The sequence below is a fragment of the Rothia koreensis genome, assembly GCF_004136575.1.
Taxonomy (GTDB): domain Bacteria; phylum Actinomycetota; class Actinomycetes; order Actinomycetales; family Micrococcaceae; genus Rothia; species Rothia koreensis.
Genome location: NZ_NOIQ01000005.1, coordinates 99,276 through 119,810, shown reverse-complemented (window position 1 = coordinate 119,810; position 20,535 = coordinate 99,276). Strand labels below are relative to the sequence as shown.

Annotated in this window: 15 protein-coding genes; 13 read left to right on the top strand and 2 right to left on the bottom strand. The window is 65.2% G+C overall.

The genetic code is table 11. The features are described from left to right. Window positions 1-55: 55 nt before the first annotated feature. Window positions 56-1,522 carry an NCS2 family permease gene (locus tag EWU68_RS06475; protein ID WP_129315296.1) on the bottom strand — a complete coding sequence of 489 codons (1,467 nt, stop codon included), beginning with the start codon at window positions 1,520-1,522 and terminating at the stop codon, window positions 56-58. Window positions 1,523-1,829: 307 nt separating this feature from the next. Between EWU68_RS06475 and EWU68_RS06470 the strand changes: the two genes are divergently transcribed. The 3 genes from EWU68_RS06470 to EWU68_RS06460 all read left to right on the top strand — a co-directional run bounded on the left by EWU68_RS06470 (window position 1,830) and on the right by EWU68_RS06460 (window position 5,549). Then, window positions 1,830-2,843: a CE1 family esterase gene (locus EWU68_RS06470; RefSeq protein WP_129315295.1), complete on the top strand. Its 1,014-nt coding sequence runs from the start codon at window positions 1,830-1,832 to the stop codon at window positions 2,841-2,843. A 96-nt stretch (window positions 2,844-2,939) separates the two neighbouring features. Beyond that, window positions 2,940-3,935, top strand: a complete 996-nt coding sequence (locus EWU68_RS06465; RefSeq protein ID WP_129315294.1) for an aldo/keto reductase — start codon at window positions 2,940-2,942, stop codon at window positions 3,933-3,935. A 177-nt stretch (window positions 3,936-4,112) separates the two neighbouring features. Then, window positions 4,113-5,549, top strand: a complete 1,437-nt coding sequence (locus EWU68_RS06460; protein ID WP_129315293.1) for a sugar porter family MFS transporter — start codon at window positions 4,113-4,115, stop codon at window positions 5,547-5,549. Between the two features lie 765 nt (window positions 5,550-6,314). Here EWU68_RS06460 and EWU68_RS06455 read toward each other — a convergent pair. Beyond that, window positions 6,315-7,328 carry a sugar phosphate isomerase/epimerase family protein gene (locus EWU68_RS06455; RefSeq protein WP_129315292.1) on the bottom strand — a complete coding sequence of 338 codons (1,014 nt, stop codon included), beginning with the start codon at window positions 7,326-7,328 and terminating at the stop codon, window positions 6,315-6,317. A 278-nt stretch (window positions 7,329-7,606) separates the two neighbouring features. On the opposite strand from EWU68_RS06455, the gene iolC reads away from it, so the two are divergent. From iolC to EWU68_RS06405, 10 genes are all read left to right on the top strand, one after another. Then, on the top strand, window positions 7,607-8,581 hold the full coding sequence (gene iolC, locus EWU68_RS06450; RefSeq protein ID WP_129315291.1) for a 5-dehydro-2-deoxygluconokinase: 975 nt from the start codon (window positions 7,607-7,609) through the stop codon (window positions 8,579-8,581). Next, window positions 8,578-9,552 (top strand): Cgl0159 family (beta/alpha)8-fold protein, encoded by a 975-nt coding sequence (locus EWU68_RS06445; RefSeq protein ID WP_156265508.1) that lies wholly within the window; start codon window positions 8,578-8,580, stop codon window positions 9,550-9,552. The genes iolC and EWU68_RS06445 overlap by 4 nt, the downstream gene beginning before the upstream one ends. An 11-nt stretch (window positions 9,553-9,563) precedes the next feature. Then, window positions 9,564-11,480: a 3D-(3,5/4)-trihydroxycyclohexane-1,2-dione acylhydrolase (decyclizing) gene (gene iolD, locus EWU68_RS06440; protein ID WP_129315311.1), complete on the top strand. Its 1,917-nt coding sequence runs from the start codon at window positions 9,564-9,566 to the stop codon at window positions 11,478-11,480. 64 nt (window positions 11,481-11,544) lie between these two features. Beyond that, on the top strand, window positions 11,545-13,050 hold the full coding sequence (locus EWU68_RS06435) for a CoA-acylating methylmalonate-semialdehyde dehydrogenase (protein WP_129315290.1): 1,506 nt from the start codon (window positions 11,545-11,547) through the stop codon (window positions 13,048-13,050). 142 nt (window positions 13,051-13,192) lie between these two features. Beyond that, window positions 13,193-14,119, top strand: coding sequence for a sugar phosphate isomerase/epimerase family protein (locus EWU68_RS06430; protein ID WP_129315289.1), 927 nt, complete (start codon window positions 13,193-13,195; stop codon window positions 14,117-14,119). A 42-nt stretch (window positions 14,120-14,161) separates the two neighbouring features. Further along, on the top strand, window positions 14,162-15,139 hold the full coding sequence (locus tag EWU68_RS06425) for a Gfo/Idh/MocA family protein (RefSeq protein ID WP_129315288.1): 978 nt from the start codon (window positions 14,162-14,164) through the stop codon (window positions 15,137-15,139). 211 nt (window positions 15,140-15,350) lie between these two features. After that, window positions 15,351-16,250: a sugar phosphate isomerase/epimerase family protein gene (locus EWU68_RS06420; RefSeq protein ID WP_129315287.1), complete on the top strand. Its 900-nt coding sequence runs from the start codon at window positions 15,351-15,353 to the stop codon at window positions 16,248-16,250. A 56-nt stretch (window positions 16,251-16,306) separates the two neighbouring features. Further along, entirely contained in the window at window positions 16,307-17,752 is a 1,446-nt protein-coding gene (locus EWU68_RS06415) for a sugar porter family MFS transporter (RefSeq protein WP_129315286.1), read from the top strand. 123 nt (window positions 17,753-17,875) lie between these two features. After that, the gene (locus tag EWU68_RS06410; protein WP_202976696.1) at window positions 17,876-19,006 is read left to right on the top strand and encodes a zinc-binding dehydrogenase; all 1,131 of its coding nucleotides are present in this window, start codon (window positions 17,876-17,878) and stop codon (window positions 19,004-19,006) included. A gap of 53 nt (window positions 19,007-19,059) precedes the next feature. Beyond that, window positions 19,060-20,265 carry an MFS transporter gene (locus tag EWU68_RS06405; RefSeq protein ID WP_129315285.1) on the top strand — a complete coding sequence of 402 codons (1,206 nt, stop codon included), beginning with the start codon at window positions 19,060-19,062 and terminating at the stop codon, window positions 20,263-20,265. Window positions 20,266-20,535: the final 270 nt, after the last annotated feature.

Below are 20,535 nucleotides of genomic sequence, written 5' to 3'. Positions count from 1 at the left end.
GGGGAAGGGCCGGACCCGGATGGGGGCCGGACCCGAGGGCCGGCCCCCAGGGGGCTCAGCTCGTCCAGCCCTGGATGACTCCCATGCCGAAGTAGAGGACGAACGCGACCGAGACGAGGTACATCAGGGGGTGCACTTCCTTGGCCCGCCCCTGCACGATCCGGATGAACGTGTAGGACACGAAGCCCGCGCCGATGCCGTCCGCGATGGAGTAGGTGAACGGCATCATCGCGATGGTCAGGAATGCAGGGATGCCCAGGCCCCAGTCGTCCCACTGCACGTGCACGGCCTGACGGACCATGAGGAACCCGACGACGACCAAGGCGGGCGCGACAGCTTCGAAGGGCACGATGTTGACCAGTGGCGAGACGAACATGGCCAAAAGGAACATGACGCCGGTGATGACCACCGAGAATCCGGTCCGGGCGCCCTCGCCGATGCCCGTCGCGGACTCCACGAAGATCTGGGAGGACGAGGCCGACCCTGCGCCACCGGCGATCGAGCCGACGGCGTCCACGGCCAGCACGCGATTGATCCCCGGGATCTTGCCGTTCTCGTCGATGTTGTGCGCTTCCGTCGCGAGGCCCACGGACGTGCCCATCGCGTCGAAGAACACCGAGAGCAGGATCGCGAAGACCATGAGGGTCGCGGCCATCCCGCCCAGCGTCTGGAATGCGCCGAACAGGTTGACGTTGCCGATCAGGGACAGGTCAGGCAGTCCGAGCCACTGGTCGGGAATCTGCGGGGCGACCAGGGACCACCCCGTGGGCTTGTCCGTGGAGGACCCCGAGGGAAGGATCGCCTCGAGGACGACCGAGATGATCGTCGAGATGACGACGCCGATCAGGATGGCCCCGCGGACATTGCGGATCATCAGGGCGATCGTGACGAACAGGCCGATCACGAACACCAGGATCGGTAACCCGATGAGGTTGCCGTTGACGCCGAACGAGACGGGCACGGTGGTCCCAGCCGAATCGGGCATGCGGCGAATGAACCCCGCGTTCACGAATCCGATGAGCGAAATGAACAGACCGATGCCGACCACGATCGCCGTCTTGAGAGACGGAGGCACGGCGTTGAAGACGGCGGTCCGGAATCCGGTCAGGACCAGGAGGAACATGATGACGCCGGCCCACACGACCAGGCCCATGAGGTTCTCCCAGGTGAGATCCGGCGTCGTCGAAATGGTCGCGGCCAGGAAGGCGTTGATGCCGAGACCGGCCGACATGGCGAAGGGGTGGTTGGCGATGACGCCCATCAGGATGGTCATAACGCCGGAAATCAAGGCGGTGGCTGCCGCGACTCGGGCCAGGCCGAGCTCGGAGCCGTTGGCGTCGGCGATCATCCCGAGGACCAGGGGGTTCAGGACCACGATGTAGCTCATCGCGAAGAAGGTGGCCAGGCCGCCTCGGATTTCGGTGGCAACGGACGATCCTCGCTCCGTGATCTTGAAGAACGAGTCGAAACCGTTGCGGGGTGGGTGGGGGCGGCTGGGAGCCGCGGTGTTCTCAGAAGTCATTCGTGAAAATCCGTAGATACTCTCTCAATGGGTGGGTTTGGGGTGTCCGGTCCCGACGCCGACCGGCCCCGTTCTCGGGGCCCGGCGTGATCCGATGCGGCCGCCTCAAAAGATCGAGCGTCGCACTCGCCGTCTCCGGCAGCTCCGACGCTCGTATCGATTCTAGTCCACCCGCGGTGAGGTGCGTCGTGCCTGGTCGGCAAGGAAGTCAGCGGCAGGGTCAGGTGGTTGACCCCGAGCCGAGGCGTGCTATTGATGAAGAGTCCCGAGCATCGACAACCCCAACACCGCAAGGTCGTGGTCCTCCGTGAAGAAAATCATCCGTGCACTCGGCGCCGTGGCCGTGCTCGGTTTCGGCCTGGTCGCCTGTTCGGCACCCGACGCCGACGTCGAGGGAAGCGGTTCCGGAGCGAGCGGTTCGGCCTCTTCCTCCGAGGACGAATCGTCGGGCGGCAAGGACTCGGGCGGCAAGAACTCCGGCAGGACCGGGGGCTGCGGGGCCAGTACCATGCGAGCAGGGGAATCGTGGAGCGTGCCCATCGAATCCGGCGGGAAGCACCGGATGTACCAGGTCACGACGCCCGCGGAATACCAGGCAGATGACCAGACCCCTGTCGTGCTGGCCTTCCACGGCATGTACGAGCACTCCGAAACCATGAAGCGGCTCTCCGGCTTCTCCGACAAACCAGCCATCGCGGTCTACCCCCAGGGCCTCGACGGTGGTCAGGGGACGGCCTGGCAGGGAGCCGGATATTCGCCGAAGACCGACGACGTGGAATTCACGGAGGACATCCTCGACCGGGTCGAGTCGGACCTGTGCGTGGACAAGGACCGGGTCTTCGCAGCCGGATTCTCCAACGGAGGAGGATTCGTCAACCTGCTGGCCTGCCGCATGTCGGACCGCATCTCCGCGTTCGCCTCCGTCGCGGGGGCCTATTACGAGGGCACGCGAGACGGGTGCGAAAAGGCCTCCCCGGAGCCATTCATGGAATTCCACGGGACCGAGGACGGCGTCATGACCTATCGTGGCGGCGACGGCAAGGGCGGCAAGTACCTCTCGGTCGAGGACTTCGTGGACGAGTGGGTCGTCCGGAACGGGTGCGCTCGCGACGCCGAGGTCGACCACCCCGTGGACGGCGTCGAACACCGCCTGTACGAGAGGAAATGCCGGTCCGACACGGAAGTCCAGCAGTATCGCATCGACGGCGGCGGACACACCTGGCCGGGTGCTCCCGTGCACGTCGGCCAGGGAAGGGACACCCCGGACCTGCACGCGACGGACCTGATCTGGGACTTCTTCACCGATCACCCCGCGACCTGACGGGTCTGACGGTCGGACGGGTCGGAGCCCGCAAACGCCCGTTCCTGAGAAGGTTTGGCGTTTCCGCCCCACCTGCCCGGCATCTAGTGTGGACGCATGACTTCTACTCCGGAATATCGTTCACTGGGCAATTCGGGACTCATGGTCTCCACCGTGGGGCTGGGGTGCAACAACTTCGGGCGTGCAGGCACCCCGACCGAGACGCAGGAAGGCACCGACTCCGTCGTCTCGGCTGCGGTCGACGCGGGCATCACACTGTTCGACGTCGCCGACGTCTACGGCAAGGAGCCCGGGACCTCGGAGCGGATGTTCGGCCAAGCCCTGCGCGGGCTGGGGAAGGCCGCGGACGACGTCGTCGTGGTCTCCAAATTCGGAATGGACATGAAGGGCACCAACGGTGCCGACCACGGCGCGCGAGGCTCGCGCCGCTACATCAACAGGGCGCTGGACGCCTCCCTCGAGCGCCTGGGGCGCGACCACATCGATCTGTACTTTTATCACACCCCCGACGGGGTGACTCCTCCCGAGGAGACCCTCGCCGCCCTCGACGACGTCGTCCGCGCTGGCAAGGTCAGGTACATCGGTACGTCCAACCACGCCGGGTGGCAGATCGCCGACGCCGACCACCTGGCATCCGAGACGGGAGCGACCCGCTACGTCGCGGCCGAGAACCACTACAACCTGCTCGACCGTCGGGCCGAACTCGAGGTTCTGCCCGCCGCCCAGCGCTTCGGAATCGGCGTCCTTCCCTACTTCCCGCTGGCCAACGGCCTGCTCACCGGAAAATACCGCCACGGGACGGCGCCGGACGGTTCCCGGCTGTCCCACTCGAAACCGGGTCTGCTCGAATCGACCGACTGGGACCAGATCGAGCGATTCGTCGCCTTCGCCGCGGAACGCGATCTGAGTCCGCTGGACGTCGCGTTCTCGTGGTTGGCCTCCCGCCCGCAGGTTGCCTCGGTCATCGCCGGGGCGACGTCGCCCGAGCAGGTGCGCACCAACGCGGCGGCGACGTCGTGGGTTCCGGGCGACGACGACCTGGCCGCGCTGGACGAGATCTTCCCCGCGCCGGAGAAGATCGCGCTGTTCTGACGGATCCTCTCTGAGGATTTTTCGCATGTGACCCCTACAAGTCCAGATGTCAGGACAAACCCTAGACATGTGTGCTGAGTCACGCTAGGTTGTTCTGCAACGCCTGGCCGTCCAGGGCGGCCGGTCACTCGCCGGAGAAGTCTTTCTCGGGCGTGACAACGGACAAAGGAGTCTCCGATGCCGAACTCAGCGACCGATACCACCAGTTCCCATCTTCCCCCGCTGACCCCAGGGCCGTACCGGCGACGTCTGGGGCTGATGTCCGTCATTGCCTGTTTCGGTGGGCTGCTCTTCGGGTACGACACCGGGGTCATCAACGGGGCGCTGCGTCCCATGGCGGACGAGCTGGGTCTCACAGCCATCACGGAGGGGGTCGCGACGAGCTCGCTCGTTTTCGCGGCCGCCGTCGGCGCCTTCTTCGGGGGCAGAATTTCGGATGCCATCGGGCGACGACGAACCATCATCGTCCTGGCCGTGCTGTTCTTCCTGGGTACGGTCGTCGTCGTTCTCACGCCCAACGTGGGACTGCTGGTCACGGGCCGCGTCTGCCTCGGTCTCGCCGTGGGCGGAGCCTCCACGGTGGTCCCGGTGTTCCTCGCCGAACTCGCCCCCTACGAAATCCGCGGCTCCCTCTCGGGACGCAATGAGGTCGCCATCGTCATCGGGCAACTCGCCGCCTTCGTGATCAACGCGATTCTGGGGAGCACCCTGGGGCACCTCGACCACGTCTGGCGGTACATGTTCGCGATCTGTGCGATCCCCGCGGTGTGCCTGTTCATCGGGATGCTGCGCATGCCCGAATCGCCTCGCTGGTTGGTCGATCGGGGGCGTCACCAGGAGGCACTCGAAGTTCTCCGGACCGTGCGACCCGAGGGCCGGGCGGAGGCCGAGATCCTCGACGTCGAGGACGTCGCGGAGGAAGAGCGGGAGGTCCGTACCGGTCTCGGGGCGATCCTGGCCAACAAGTGGTTGCTCCGGATCCTTCTGGTCGGCATCGGGGTTGCCATGGCCCAACAGCTGACCGGCATCAACTCGATCATGTACTACGGCCAGATCGTGCTGATCCAGTCCGGGTTCGGGGCCAATGCGGCGCTGATCGCCAACATTGCTCCGGGAATCGTCGCGGTGATCGGTGGGTTCATCGCCCTGTACATGATGGACCGGGTCGACCGGAGGACCGTTTTCACGCTGGGCCTGACCCTGACGACGCTCTGCCACGCCCTCATCGGCGTGTCCTCCCGCTGGATTCCCGAGGACAACCCCATTCGGCCCTGGGTCCTTCTCTTCCTGATCGTGGCCTTCGTGGCGTCCATGCAGACATTCCTCAACGTCGCCGGCTGGGTGTGGCTGGCCGAAATCTTCCCCCTCCACATGCGCGGCGTCGCGATCGGCGTCTCGGTCTTCTTCGGATGGATGACCAACGGGCTGCTGGCCCTCTTCTTTCCGCAAATGGTCGCGAGCCTGGGGATCACCGTGGTGTTCTTCCTGTTCGCCGGGGTCAACCTGCTGGCTCTGATCTTTGTGAGGACCCAGGTCCCTGAGACGCGCGGGCGCACGCTGGAGGGCCTGGAAGAAGACGTGACCACCGGCCAGATCTACGTCGTCGGGAAATAGACGGCCCGCTGGCGGGGGCGGCGGTGCGTGTGGGTTTGGCGTGGGCTCGAGGTGGCAATTCGGTGCGGTTTTCCCCGCGAGGTGGCAAATTTGAGCGACCTTTCCCGCGAGGTGGCAGATTTGAGCGATCTTCCCCGCGAGGTGGCACATTTGAGCGATTTTGGCTGCCAAATTCGCACGGGATTGCCACCTCGCGGGGGTTTTCGCACGGGATTGCCACCTCGAGGGGGTGGCGAAGGGGCTGATTCCGGTTTCGCGGGCGTGCGAAGGCCTGTTCAGTGGTGGTCGCCCGATCGAGAGTGGGTTGTCCGCCGACGTCGTGGGCATGACGTCAATAGTTAGGTGGTGTTAGGTGGCGGTTACCCGATTCAGTGGAGTTCTCCGTCGTTAGGTGGGGGTTTGGCAGCCACCTAACGACGGTGGGCAGCTCCGAATCGGGTAACCGCCACCTAACGCGGGAAGCTGTGGGGCGGGACGGGACGCAACCGGACGGGAAGGGGTGTCGCCGGGCCTGCGGGCGTGCGACGTCGCGGGTTCGAATCGTGGCCAGCGGGTATTGCGGCTGATGGCCGCGGGTGCAGCGAGATTTCGACAGCGATGGGCTGGCTCTCGTCTGCGAAAATCGTCCGGCCGACGTCGTCCGTCAGTCCCTGCGCCCCGACGCCGCCTGCGCCCGCCGACCTCGACCGACCGACGGCGCCTCGCCGGAGCCGCCCCGCCGACCCCGACCGACCCCGCTCGACCGACGTCGCCGACCCCGCCCCGTCAGCGGAGGCCGGCTCGCTGGGCGGCGTCGAACAGGGTGCGGGAGGCGAGTTCGAGGCCTTCGATGGCGCCCATCGAGGTGTCCTCGTGCTCGATGTTGACGCACATCTCCTCGCCCGTGGCCTTTTCCGTTTCGGCCAGTGCGCGCAGGAATTCGGCCCAGTAGTCGGCGTCGTGGCCGATGCCGACGGTCACGAAGTCCCACGCGGAATCCTGCGGCCATTCGTTGGCGTATTCGTCGCCGCCCATGTGGGTGCGAGGTTCTTCGGGGCCGAGGCGGCGGAACCGTTCGTCCAGGACCCCGTGGATTTCGGCGTTCTCGCGGTTGATCCGCACGTCCTTGGCGGCCGCGTGGTAGACGAGCGGTCCCAGCCACCGGACGCAGGCCACCGGGTCCATCTGCTGCCAGAAGAGGTGGGACGCATCGAGTTCGACGCCGATATTGGTCGCGCCGATCCGATCCACGAGTCGTCGAGCCGTCGCCGGGTTGAACACCAGGTTCTGGGGGTGGAGCTCGAGCGCCACCTTGACGTCGTTCTGCCGGGCGAGTTCGTCGATCTCGGTCCAGAATTCGCTCGCCCGGTCCCACTGCCACTCCAGCGAGTCCAGGGCGTGCGACCCCCACGCGTTGATGTTCCATGCGGGGTAGCGGGCGTCCGGGTCCGACCCCGGCAGACCTGACATGGTGACGACGCGCTTCTGTCCCAAGGCGGCTGCCGCGCGGATCGAGCGCCGGATGTCGTCGGCGTCGTCGGGGCCGATGGCCGGATCCGGATTGAGCGGGTTCCCGTTGCAATTCAGCCCCAGAATCTCCAGCCCGCGGTCCTCGAATCGCTTTAGATAATCCTTGGCGACTGCGTCCGAGGAGAGGATCTCGTCGATCGGGAGGTGCTTCGGGGGAAGGAAACCGCCGGAATTGACCTCGATGCCGTCCAGTTCGAGCTTCACCACTTCGTCGAGTGCTTCGTCCAGGGAGAGGTCGTGGAGGATCGCGTTGTAGACGCCGAGTTTCATGGAAGGCTCCTTTGCGGTCGTGCAGAAGATGCGGTCGGGGAGGGCAGGTCCGGGGAGACATCGACCCCGCGAAACGTAACCCCCGTCACGTCACAGTACACTGGGCAACGGAGTTTGTCTGTACAAAACATTGACAGGACAAAGTTCATGGGGCACTCTGTAATCAGTAAGACGGATCACCATGGGTGGTCCGAGGCGAGGCGCCGAAAGGGGCGTTCGGTCCGACATCGGGCCGACGCTCCGACAGCAGACGAACCACGGGAAGGACCGGCCAGCTCATGAGCTACGACTTGCTCACCATGGGACGGATCAGCGTTGACATCTATCCCAACGACATCGGAGTGGGCCTGGAGGATGTGACCTCATTCGGCAAGTACTTGGGCGGTTCGCCGTCCAACGTGGCCGTCGCCGCAGCGAAGCACGGGCGGAAGCCGGCCGTGATCACCCGCACCGGGGACGACCCCTTCGGCGAATACCTCCACCGCGAACTGCGTCGGTACGGCGTCGACGACGCCCATGTGACCCCCGTGGCCGGACTCCAGACCCCGGCCACGTTCTGCGCTATCAAGCCCCCGGAAGACTTCCCGCTCTACTTCTACGGCCGGTTCCCGACCGCGCCGGATCTCCAGATCAAGCCGGAAGAAATTGACGTCCAGGCGGTCAAGGACAGCCGAATCTTCTGGTCCACGGTCACGGGCCTCTGCCAGGATCCCAGCCGTTCCGCCCAGCTCGAGGCCCACCGGGCCCGTCCGCGCGAAGAGCTGAGGGAGGACCAGCACACGGTCCTGGATCTCGACTACCGCCCCATGTTCTGGGATTCGATCGAGGACGCCACGGAACAGGTTCGGGAGAACCTGAAGTACGTGACCATTGCGATCGGCAACCGCGAGGAATGCGCGGTTGCAGTCGGGGACGGATCCCCCGAAGAGCAGGCGGATCGGCTGCTCGACGCCGGCGTCAAAATCGCCGTCGTCAAGATGGGCTCCAAGGGAGTCATGGCCAAGACCGCGAATGAAACGGTGATTTCGGAGCCGGTCGCGGTGGAGACCCGCAACGGGCTCGGGGCGGGTGACTCCTTCGGCGGGGCCTTCTGCCACGGGATCCTCTCCGGGTGGGACATGCAGAATGTGCTGGACTTTGCGAACGCTGCCGGCGCGATCGTCGCCTCGCGCATCGCGTGCTCGGAGGACATGCCCACCACGGCCGAGGTCCTGGGTCTGCTCAACGAGCGCGGAAGGGGATTCGCAGCATGAGCACCGAAAGCAACCGCGTTCAGGGGATACCCCGTTTCCCTGCTCCCGACATCGGCTCGGACGATCCGACCAGGTACGAAGACTTGACCCGGATTCGTCTCGAAGACCCCGCGGCCGTGCAACGCGCCGCCGACGCGCGGACGCGGCACCCCGGCGTCGTCTACGGCAAGCAGAACTTCATCGTTGCCGCCGACCATCCGGCCCGCGGGGCCCTCAAGGTCAGGGACGATCATGAGGCCATGGCCGACCGCCGCGACCTCCTCGATCGTTTGCGCACGGCGCTCCAGAACCCCGACGTCGACGGCGTGCTGGCCTCTCCCGACGTGCTGGACGACCTGCTTCTCCTGGGTGCGCTCGACGGCAAGCTCGTCTTCGGTTCCATGAACCGTGGCGGGTTGTCGGGACTGGTCAACGAGATCGACGACCGTTTCACCGGCCACACTGCGGAGACCCTGAAAAACCTCGGGGCCGACGGCGGAAAAATGCTGACCCGGATCCACTACGGGGACGAGAACACCACCGCGACCCTCGAGGCCTGCGCACATGCCGTGGACGATCTGGCCGAGAACGGCCTGTACGCGATGGTCGAGCCCTTCATCTCGACCACTCGCAACGGCGGCATCGCCAACGACCTCAGCACGGAGGCCGTGATCAAGTCCGTCGGTATTGCGTCGTCGCTGGGTGCTTCGAGTGCCTGGACCTGGATGAAGCTGCCGGTGGTCCAGGACATGGAGCGAGTGATGGCATCGACCACCCTTCCCACGGTGCTCCTGGGCGGGGACCCGACGGCCGCACCCGACGAGATCTTCTCGACCTGGCGTGACGCTCTCGCCCTTCCGGGCGTCCAGGGACTCACGGTGGGCCGAACCCTCCTGTACCCGGAGGACGGCGACGTCGAAGGCGCCGTTGCCACCGCGGCGTCGCTCCTGAGCGACAGACGAAACCAGAGCGCGCAAGAGAGGATCTCATGACTACTCAGACCATGACCGTAGGGCAGGCGCTCGTTCGCTTCCTGAGCCAGCAGTACACCGTGGATCGCATCGGATCCGAGGAGTACCGCGAGCGGACCGTTCCCGGTATGTTCGGCATCTTCGGCCACGGCAACGTTGCCGGGGTGGGCCAGGCCCTGCGTCAGTTCCAGGGGCAGGATCCCAGTATCATGCCTTATTACCAGGGGCGGAACGAGCAGGCGATGGTTCACCAGGCCACCGGCTACGCTCGTCACACCAGGCGTCGGGCAACGTACGGTTCGACCACCTCCATCGGCCCCGGCTCCACCAACCTCGTGACCGGCGCGGCGCTCGCGACGACCAACCGCCTGCCGGCGCTGCTGTTCCCGTCCGACGTCTTCGCCACGAGGACGACGGACCCGGTGCTGCAGCAGCTCGAACGCCCGGACGCCTACGATGTCACCGTCAATGACACGCTTCGGCCGGTGTCCCGGTACTTCGACCGCGTGTGGCGCCCGGAGCAATTGTTCTCCGCGCTGCTCAACGGCCTGCGGGTGCTGACCGACCCGGTCGAAACAGGGGCCGTCACGATTGCTCTCCCCCAGGATGTCCAGGCCGAACGCATCGATGTTCCCGAGGAGTTCCTGGCCGAGCGGGAGTGGCGGATCCGCCGCCCCGAGGCCGAGGATGAAGACATCCGCGCGGCCATGGCCAAGATCCGGTCCGCGAAGAAGCCCGTGATCATCGCCGGCGGCGGCGTGCACTATGCCTTCGCGGTCAATGAGCTGCGCCAATTCGCCGAGTCCACTGGCATCCCGGTCGCGTACACGCAGGCCGGAGTCGGCGTCATGGACTGGGACCACCCGTTGTGCCTCGGAGCGGTGGGGTCGACCGGATCGACTGCATCCAACGCGCTCGTGGCCGAAGCCGACCTGGTCATCGGGATCGGAACGCGGTACGAGGACTTCACCACCGCGTCGCGGACGGCCTTCCAGAATCCGGAGGTCTCCTTCGTCAACATCAACGTGGCCTCCTTCGACGCGTACAAGCAGGGAACCCAGGTTCCCGTGGTCGCCGATGCCCGCAAGGCACTGGTGAAGATGAACGACGCCGTCTCGGGGAGCCTCGTCTCGGAGGAGCTCACGGGTCGCGTGGCCGAAGAGAAGAAGCGGTGGGACTCGATCGCCGACGCCGCGTTCGCCGAGAGGTACCGGCCGCTTCCGTCCCAGAACGAGATCATCGGGACCGTGAACGAAGCGATGGACGATCGCGACGTCGTGATCTGCGCTGCTGGTTCCCTGCCCGGTGACCTGCACAAACTCTGGCGCGTCAAGGATCCGTACGGCTACCACGTGGAGTACGCCTACTCGTGCATGGGATACGAGATCGCCGGCGGTCTGGGAGTGAAGCGTGCGAGCCTCCACGAACAGGACGGCCGCGACGTCGTCGTGATGGTCGGTGACGGTTCGTACCTGATGATGCATACCGAACTGGTCACCGCGGTCGCCGAGGGCATCAAACTGATCGTCGTGCTGATCCAGAACCACGGATACGCCTCGATCGGGGCCCTCTCCGAGTCCCTCGGATCCCAACGGTTCGGGACCAAGTATCGCTACCACGACGACGAGCACCAGTCCTTCGACTCCGGAGAGACCCTGCCCATCGATCTCGCGACGAACGCCGAGTCCCTCGGTGTCACCGTGATTCGCGTGGACCCGGGCGAGAACGTGGGCAAGGACCTGGGCGAGGCCGTCACGCGGGCCAAGGCCGCTCCCGAAGGCTCCGGTCCCATCCTGATCCATGTCGATTCCGACCCCTTGATCGATGCACCCGACTCGGAGTCCTGGTGGGACGTTCCGGTCGCATCGGTCTCGGACCTGTCCTCCACACAGGAGGCGTACAAGGTTTACGAAAGCAAGAAATCCACACAGAAGCCCCTTCTGGGCTGACGGACGGATTCGAACACCCCGCCGAGTGCAAGAATTTGGCACCAATCCCCGTGAGGAGAAGACGTTGACCACAGACATCAAGCACTTCATCAATGGAAGTGAAACCGACGGATCGGGCGAGCGCCGCCAGGACGTCTACAACCCTGCCACCGGTGCCGTGACCGGCAACCTTCACCTGGGCGGCCAGGAGGACCTGGAGGCCGCCGTCGCCTCGGCCAAGAAGGCCGGGGAGGCGTGGGCAGAGATGTCCCTCGCCAAGAAGTCCGCGGTGCTGTTCAAGTTCCGCGAGCTCGTCCACGCCAATACGGACGAACTCGCCCGCATCATCACCGCCGAGCACGGCAAGGTGCTTTCGGACGCCAAGGGCGAAGTGAGCCGCGGTCTCGAGGTCATCGAGTTCGCGTGCGGCATTTCCGAACAGCTCAAGGGCGAATACTCCGAGCAGGTATCGACCGGTATCGACGTGTTCTCGTTCCGGCAGCCGCTCGGCGTGGTTGCGGGCATTACGCCCTTCAACTTCCCGGTCATGGTCCCGCTCTGGATGTCACCGGTCGCGATTGCCACGGGCAACGCCTTCATCCTCAAGCCGTCCGAGCGCGACCCCTCCGCGTCGATGCTGCTCGCCAAGCTGTGGAAGGAAGCCGGGCTCCCGGACGGCGTCTTCAACGTCCTGCACGGGGACAAGGAAATGGTCGACGGACTGCTGACCCACCCGGACGTGGACGGCATCTCCTTCGTGGGGTCCACCCCGATCGCGAAGTACGTCTACGAGACCGGAACCCAGCACGGCAAGCGCGTTCAGGCCCTGGGAGGCGCGAAGAACCACGCCGTCATCATGCCGGACGCCGACATGACCATGGCCGCGGAACACCTCAACGCGGCCGCGTTCGGGTCCGCGGGCCAGCGGTGCATGGCCATTTCCGTGGCGGTTGCCGTGGGCGACGCCGCCGACGAGGTCGTTTCCCGGGTTAAGGACCTGGCCTCCGGGATCAAGGTCACCGAGGGGACCGATCCCGAGGCGGACATGGGGCCGGTCATCACCCCGGCCTCCAAGGAACGCATCACCCGCATCGTCGGGGAGGCGCAGGAATCCGGTGCCGCCGTCGTCCTGGACGGCCGGGACCTGGTGGTCAAGGACCACGAGGACGGCTTCTTCGTGGGTCCGACCATTCTCGACAAGGTCAACAAGGAGATGAGCGCCTACGAGGAAGAAATCTTCGGGCCGGTCCTCGTGGTGATCCGCGCGGAATCCTTGGAAGAAGCCATCGAGATCATCAACGCGAACCCCTACGGGAACGGCACCGCCGTCTTCACCTCCAACGGGGCCGTGGCCCGCACCTTCCAGCGCAAGGTTCGGGTCGGCATGATCGGCATCAACGTTCCGCTCCCGGTGCCGGTCGCCTGGCACTCCTTCGGCGGCTGGAAGAACTCGCTGTTCGGCGACCTGCACATCTACGGTCCGGACGGAATCAAGTTCTACACCCGCGGCAAGGTGGTCACCCAGCGGTGGCCCGAGCCGAAGGCGGTTTCCGGTGCATCGTTCGCGATGCCCGCCAGCTCCGACAGTTAATCCTCGTCGTGGGCTCAGGGACACCGTCCGGTGGTCCTGGCCCCCGCGTCACCAACGCTCGGGCACCTCGCGGCCTTTCGGGTCGCGAGGTGCCCGGGCGCCCCTCTTCCCGCACTTTCAACGTCGAAAGCGAGTGTCAACGATGACCGCTCCCACCCTCGAGAACAATCTCATCATCGGAACAGCCCCCGACTCATGGGGCGTCTGGTTCCCCGATGACGAGCAGCAGACCCCGTGGCAACGTTTCCTCGATGAGGTGGCCGAGTCCGGTTACAAGTGGATCGAGCTCGGACCGTACGGGTATCTCCCCGCGGAACCGGAAACGCTGGCCAAGGAGCTCAAGGAACGCGATCTGAGCATCAGCGCCGGCACGGTCTTCACCGCTTTCCACCGTGGCGCGGACCAGTGGGACGCCGCGTGGGAGCCGGCACGCCAAGTCGCCGAGCTGACCGCGGCCATGGGGGCTCACCACGTGGTCGTCATCCCTGCCCTGTGGCGGGACGACAAGACGGGCCGCGCCCTCGAGGACCGAACACTCACCGACCAGCAATGGGAGGACCTGGCCGCCGGGCACGACAAGCTCGGGCAGCGTCTCCAGAGCGAGTTCGGCCTCTTCCAGCAATTCCATTCCCACGCGGATTCGCACGTGGAGACCATGGACCAGATCGAGAAATTCCTGGCCATGACGGACCCGAAGCTCGTGACCCTCTGCCTGGACACCGGCCACGCGGAATACGGCGGGGCGTCGTCGGTCGAACTGATCGAGAAGTACCCCGAGCGCATCGGATACCTCCACCTGAAGCAGGTTCATCCGGATACCTTGGCCAAGGTTCGGGCCGAGGACATGACCTTCAAGGACGCGACGGCAGCCGGAGTCATGTGCGAGCCCCCGAACGGTCTTCCCGATCTGCGCGAAGTCATCGAGGCCGCGGAGAAGTTGGACCGTCCCCTGTACGGCATCGTCGAACAGGACATGTACCCCGTGGCCAGCTTCGACGATCCTCTCCCGATCGCATCGCGCACCTGCAAGTACCTCCTGAGCTGCGGCGCACGCACCGTGGTCGCCTGAGACGGGTCCACGGATCCGAAATCTTTGAAAGGAACAGCCACCATGAACGAAATCCTGCGCGTCGGAGTCGTCGGGGCGGGCCGAATGGGCTCCGACCACATTGTGCGCCTCCAGAACCGTATGAAGAACGTGCGCGTCGCCGCCGTCGTCGATATCGACGAGCCCAAGGCCCAGGCGGCCATCGAGGGGATCGAGGGGGCGAAGGTCTTCACGGACTTCACCGAGGCCCTCGATTCGGGGGAGGTCGACGCCGTGATGGTCGCGACCCCCGGGTTCCTGCACGAGCAGGTTCTTCTTCCCGCGCTGACCAAGGGCTTCCCCGTGTTCTGCGAGAAGCCGCTGACCCCCGACTCCGAGTCGGCGTGGCGCGTGGTCGAGGCCGAGGAAACGATCGGCAAGCGGCTGATCCAGGTCGGTTTCATGCGGCGATTCGACCAGGGCTACCGCACGATTCGCTCGGCCGTTCGTTCGGGCGAACACGGCGAGCTGCTCGCCCTGGACTGTGAGCACATCAACCCGGAGGTCCCGGACGCATACACCGGGCGGAACCTGATCGATGACACCGTGGTCCACGAGTTCGACATCGTCCGCTATCTGACGGGCGAGGAAGTCACCTCGGTAGAAGTTCGGGCGTGCAAGAACTCCTCCCGTGCGAAAGAGGGGCTCGTGGATCCCGCACAGATTCTCATGGAGACCGAATCCGGGATCCGCGTGTCCGTCAATACCCACGTGACCGCCGAATACGGGTACGCCGTGACCACCCGGGCCGTGTTCGAGAGGAACCACCTGGAGGAAGGCGTCGACCAGGTGACCCCCGGCTTCGAAGAAAGGTTCGTGGACGCTTACGACACCGAGATCCAGGAATGGATTGACGGATGTCTGGCCGGAGAGATCGCCGGACCCGACGCCTGGGACGGTTACGCGGCCGCAGCCTGCTGCGAAGCGGGCCTCGAAGCGATCGCTGAGCCGGGGACGTCGGTGGACGTGGAACTCAAGCCGAAGCCGGATCTTTACCGTTGATCCCGGTCCCTGTCCCCAGCTGACTCGATTTCTTTGCTGAAAACCTTGAACTGACCCAAATTGTGCATATGATAGGACAAATAAGGGTCACCCCGAAAACCGGGGCTTGTTCGCGCCGCCGCGGCAAGCCCCATTTTCGGATCACTTTTGCATTGCGACCCAAATCACACGCATGACCGGTCGCCCCGACGACACTCGATGAGGAGAACACGTGAAGATCGCCCTCGATCCCACCCCCTTCCATGCAACGCATTCCCTGCTCGAGTTCCCCCGCTTGGTCAAAGACCTCGGGTACGACTACCTGCAAATGACCCCGCACCCCGACTTCATTCCGTTCTTCAACCACCCCAAGGCCGACGACGACCTCGTCGCTCGGTTGGGTGCGGCCTGCAAGGACGCCGGCGTCGAAATCGCCTCGATCCTGCCCGTGATGCGTTGGTCCTCCCCGGACCCCGACGCCCGCGAGGCCGCCGTTCGGAACTGGAAGCGGATCATCCGGATCGCCGTCGACCTGGGCGTCCAGCAGCTCAACACCGAATTCCAGGGGCGCCCCGAACTCGCCGAGGAATCCGAACGCGCTTTCTACCGGTCGATGGAGGAGCTGCTCCCCATCATCGAGCGCGAGGGCCTGCACGTGGCTATCGACCCCCACCCCGATGACTTCGTCGAGCGCGGCCTCGACGCCTGGAGGGTGATCCGCGGGGCCAATTCCAAGAACCTGGGCATGGTCTACGTCGCCTGCCACACCTTCCACATGGAGGACGAACCCCTGGAGATCATGCGCGCTGCTGGGGACCGCATCAGGGTCGCCCACGTGGCGGACTCCATGGACCACCACCGGTCCAACGGCTTGCGTTACATCACCAACCCTCCCGGAAGCCCCGCCCGAGTCCACCAGCACCTCAAGATCGGCGACGGCGACGTCGACTGGCAGGAATTCTTCGGTGGCCTCAACGAGATCGGATTCCTCGACTCCGAGGACACGGTCTTGGTCTCGAGCGTCTTCGCAGAGAACGAGGACGCCTCCGCAGTCTCCCGCTATCAACTGGACACCATGACGGACATGGTTGATGCGGCTCGCCAGGGCAACATGCCCACCAATCACCAATAATCAACAACCGCTCCGAGGGGCGAGGAAGCCCCTCGGGCGCTATCGAAGGAGTCATCATGAGTGGCCCTGCAACGGAGAAACCCTCCAGACCGCTTCCGCCCCTGACCGAAGGCGTGCACAAACGGCGCTTGGGTCTGGTCGCCCTTGTCGCGACCTTCGGCGGCTTGCTGTTCGGCTACGACACCGGCGTCATCAACGGAGCTCTCGAGCCGATGTCGGCGGAGCTCGGGCTCAAAGCCGACACCCAGGGCCTCGTCACGAGCTCTTTGCTCGTGGGCGCGGCCATTGGTGCGGTGAGCATCGGCAAGCTCTCGGACGCCTGGGGTCGTCGCAAGACGATCATCATGCTCGCCGTCCTGTTCTTCCTCGGAACGGCCGTGTGCGTGTTCGCACCGGAGATCGTCGTCCTGCTCATCGGTCGCTTCCTCCTCGGCATGGCCGTGGGCGGCGCATCGACCGTGGTCCCCGTGTTCCTCGCGGAGCTCGCCCCGTACGAGATCCGCGGTTCGCTCTCCGGGCGCAACGAAATGATGATCGTCGTGGGTCAGCTCGCGGCCTTCGTGGTCAACGCAATTCTGGGCAACACGCTCGGCCACATGGACCACATCTGGCGCATCATGCTCGCGATCTGTGCGCTCCCGGCCATTTGTCTGTTCTTCGGGATGCTCCGCATGCCCGAGTCGCCCCGTTGGTTGATCAATCAGGGTCGCCACGATGAAGCCCTGGCCGTCCTGAAGACGATCCGCTCCGAGGAGCGGGCCATTGCCGAGATCGAGGACGTCCAGCAGGTCAACGAGCTCGAGAAGAAGGAGAACGAGACCGGGCTCAAGTCGGTCCTCAAGAACAAGTGGTTGTTGCGCATCCTGCTCGTCGGTATTGCGCTCGCGGTCTTCCAGCAGCTCACCGGCATCAACTCGATCATGTACTACGGGTCGATCGTTCTCGAGCAGTCCGGATTCGCGCTCAACGCTGCGCTCGTCGCCAACATCGCTCCCGGTGTCATCGCGGTGATCGGTGCATTCATCGCCCTGTGGATGATGGAGAAGATCAACCGCCGCACCACCGTCATCACGGGGTACACGCTCGTGACCCTGTTCCACGTGCTGATCGGCATCGCATCCTTTGCGGTTCCTGCCGACTCTGCCGCCCGCCCGTACATCATCCTGATTCTGGTGGTGTGTTTCGTGGGGTCCATGCAGACCTTCCTGAACGTCGCGACCTGGGTTCTGCTCTCCGAGATCTTCCCGCTGCACATGCGCGCGGTGGGCATGGGGTTCTCCGTGTTCTGCATGTGGATCGCCAACGCCCTCGTGAGCTACTTCTTCCCGGTCGCCCTCGAAGCAGTCGGCCTGACGGGGTCGTTCTTCGGCTTCGCCGTCATCAACGCGATCGCGATCCTGGTGATGTTCAAGTTCCTGCCCGAAACCCGCGGCCGGACCCTCGAATCCGTCGAGGAGGACGTCACGACAGGCGCCATCTTCGCGGTGGGACGCAAGAAGTAGTAGTCCCTCCGATGCACTGACACGGCGGCCCTCCCCACCCGGTCATCCGGGCAGGGGAGGGCCGCCGTGTCGTGTGTCGGCGTCATTCTTGCAATACCGAGACGACGGACGGAGTATCAGTACATGACCTGCATCACCATTCCGGAAACCATGCGCGCCGCCATCTGGCAAGGGGATTCACCCCGACTCACGACCGAGGACGTCCCCGTCCCGGTTCCTTCGCGAGATGAAGCGCTCGTACGCATCACGTCCTGCGGGGTGTGCCACACGGACCTCCACGTGCTGAAGGGCGAAGTCGCCTTTCCGGCTCCGGGCGTCATCGGCCATGAGATCAGCGGCGACGTCGTCGCGATCGGTGAAGGCACCGAGGACGCCGGTGGCATCGAGGTGGGGACTCCCGTGATCGGCGCGTTCATCATGCCCTGCACGGAGTGCGAACAGTGCCTCCGGGGAAGGGACGACCTGTGCGAGAAGTTCTTCGGAGAAAACCGGCTCAAAGGGAACCTGTTCGATGGGACCTCTCGTTTGGCCACGGCCGACGGCCGGCGTCTGTCCATGTATTCGATGGCCGGAATGGCCGAATACTCGGTCGTTCCGATCTCCGCCCTGACCCCGCGCCCCCAGAACGTCCCGGCCGAAGAGGGCGCAATCCTCGGGTGCGCCGCGTTCACGGCCTATGGGGCCGTGCGGAAATCCGGTCTGGTGGACGGTGAGACGGTCGCGGTGGTGGCCGTCGGCGGCGTCGGAACCAGTCTGATCCAGGTCGCGAAACACCAGGGTGCTTCCAAGGTCATCGCGATCGACGTCGCCGACGAGAAGCTCGAAGCTGCCCGCCGTCTCGGCGCGGACGAGGTCGTCAATTCGACCACCACGGATCCCCGGGAGGCGGTCCGGGAGATGACTGATGGCAAGGGGGTCCACGTGGCCTTCGAGGCCTTGGGCCGGCCCGAGACTTTCACGCAGGCGGCATCCCTCCTGCGCGAAGGAGGCAGGATGATCGCCATCGGTATTGCCCCGGGCGGGGTCTACGGGGAGGTCGAGATCAGTCCGCTGGTGCGGCGGGGCCAGACCGTGACCGGGTCCTTTGGTGCCGTGACCAGGGTGGATCTTCCCGCCGTCGCCCAGCTCGCCGCTGACGGGGGATACCGGCTCAAAGAGGCGGTGACCAGGCGCTACTCCCTGGAGCAAGTTGATGAGGCCTATCAGGCCCTCGATCGGGGCGAGATCACCGGACGCGCGATTGTCGTCATGTGAGACGTGGTGAAGCGAGGGGTCGAGATCGGTCGCGGGCGGACCACAATGGAGCCATGAGCACACGCGCAAGACCGAAGGCCGCGACCGTGGCGTCCCTGGCCGCGGCCGCCTATGTCTTCACCACGGTCATGCTGGGCACGACCCTTCCGACCCCCTTGTATCCGCAGTACCAGTCCGAATTCGGATTCCGCGGCACGGTCACGACCGAACTGTTCGCGATCTACGCGGGCGGCGTGATCCTCGGCCTGATTCTCTTCGGCAGGCTCTCGGAAATGCTCGGCCGGCGACCCGTTCTGTTGGCCGGTGTGATCCTCTCGATCGCATCCGCGGTGCTGTTCTGCATAGGAACCCAGGAATGGTTGCTGTTCGTGGGCAGGGTGCTCTCCGGGTTTGCCGCCGGACTGCTGACCTCCACCGGAACCGTCAGCGTCATGGAGAACGCCCCCGTGGGCCGCGAACGACTCGGTGGGGCGGTGGCAACGGCCGCCAACATCGGTGGCCTGGGGTTGGGCATCGTGCTGGCCGGCGTCGCATCGCAGGTCGCGCTGGTTGCGTTTCCGGATGGCTGGTCACTGCGCGCACCGTACGTGCTGCACATGGTGATGCTGGTCCTTGCCGGTCTGGCTCTGCTTCCCATGCGGGATCCGATCGAACGACGACGCGGCGCCTTCCGCCTCCAGATGCCCGGCGTTCCGGCCGAGACCCGTCACGTTTTCGGCCCGGCATCGCTGGGCGCCGTGGTCGGATTCGCCACGATGGGCATTTACTCGTCGGTTGTGCCCAACGTGCTCTCCCAGATGCTCTCCGTGACTGCCCCGGCGGCGTTGGGCCTGATCATCGGCGCCGTCTTCCTGGCTTCGGCCGCGGCGCAGGTTGCGTTGAAGAGCCTCTCCGATCGTTGGCTCATTCTCTGTGGTTCACTGTCCCTGGCCTGCGGGATGCTGCTCGGTATCCTGACGCTGCGCTTCGAATCCCTGCCGATGCTTGTTGTCGCGGCGATCCTGAACGGGGCGGGCCAGGGCCTGCTGTTCATGACCGGGTTGCGAGTCGTGACCGCCGCGACCGCTTCCGAACACCGAACCGAGGTCACCACGAGCTATTTCGTCGTCGCATACCTGTCCATCTCGATCCCCTCCGTCGCGGCCGGGTTGCTGATTCCCGTCGTCGGGCTGGCGGCCACGGGTCTGCTCTCGTTCTCGGTCCTGGGCCTCGCCGCCCTGGCGGGTCTGTTCAACCTCCGCCGGTTCTCGTCGAGCTGAGGGGGCGGCGTCGTCCTCCGGGGCGTCGTCCGGGGCGTCGTCGTCCGGGGAGTACGACGACGTGGCAGTTTCGTGCGGTTGCTCGCGCGAAGTGGCAGCTGTGTGCGGTTCTTCGCCCGAGGTGGCAACTGTGTGCGGTTCTTCGCCCGAGGTGGCAACTTTGTGCGGTTTTGGCCCCAAAAACTGCACAAAGCTGCCACCTCGGCGCCGATACCGCACAGGATTGCCACCTCGGCGCCGATACCGCACGAAACTGCCACCTCGGCGTCG

Coding starts and splice junctions, on each gene's coding strand:
- EWU68_RS06460 (WP_129315293.1), top strand. CDS start 4,113: ATGCCGAACTCAGCGACCGATACCACCAGTTCCCATCTTCCCCCGCTG.
- EWU68_RS06430 (WP_129315289.1), top strand. CDS start 13,193: ATGACCGCTCCCACCCTCGAGAACAATCTCATCATCGGAACAGCCCCC.
- EWU68_RS06445 (WP_156265508.1), top strand. CDS start 8,578: ATGAGCACCGAAAGCAACCGCGTTCAGGGGATACCCCGTTTCCCTGCT.
- iolC (WP_129315291.1), top strand. CDS start 7,607: ATGAGCTACGACTTGCTCACCATGGGACGGATCAGCGTTGACATCTAT.
- EWU68_RS06475 (WP_129315296.1), bottom strand. CDS start 1,522: ATGACTTCTGAGAACACCGCGGCTCCCAGCCGCCCCCACCCACCCCGC.
- EWU68_RS06425 (WP_129315288.1), top strand. CDS start 14,162: ATGAACGAAATCCTGCGCGTCGGAGTCGTCGGGGCGGGCCGAATGGGC.
- iolD (WP_129315311.1), top strand. CDS start 9,564: ATGACCGTAGGGCAGGCGCTCGTTCGCTTCCTGAGCCAGCAGTACACC.
- EWU68_RS06465 (WP_129315294.1), top strand. CDS start 2,940: ATGACTTCTACTCCGGAATATCGTTCACTGGGCAATTCGGGACTCATG.
- EWU68_RS06405 (WP_129315285.1), top strand. CDS start 19,060: ATGAGCACACGCGCAAGACCGAAGGCCGCGACCGTGGCGTCCCTGGCC.
- EWU68_RS06415 (WP_129315286.1), top strand. CDS start 16,307: ATGAGTGGCCCTGCAACGGAGAAACCCTCCAGACCGCTTCCGCCCCTG.
- EWU68_RS06455 (WP_129315292.1), bottom strand. CDS start 7,328: ATGAAACTCGGCGTCTACAACGCGATCCTCCACGACCTCTCCCTGGAC.
- EWU68_RS06410 (WP_202976696.1), top strand. CDS start 17,876: ATGACCTGCATCACCATTCCGGAAACCATGCGCGCCGCCATCTGGCAA.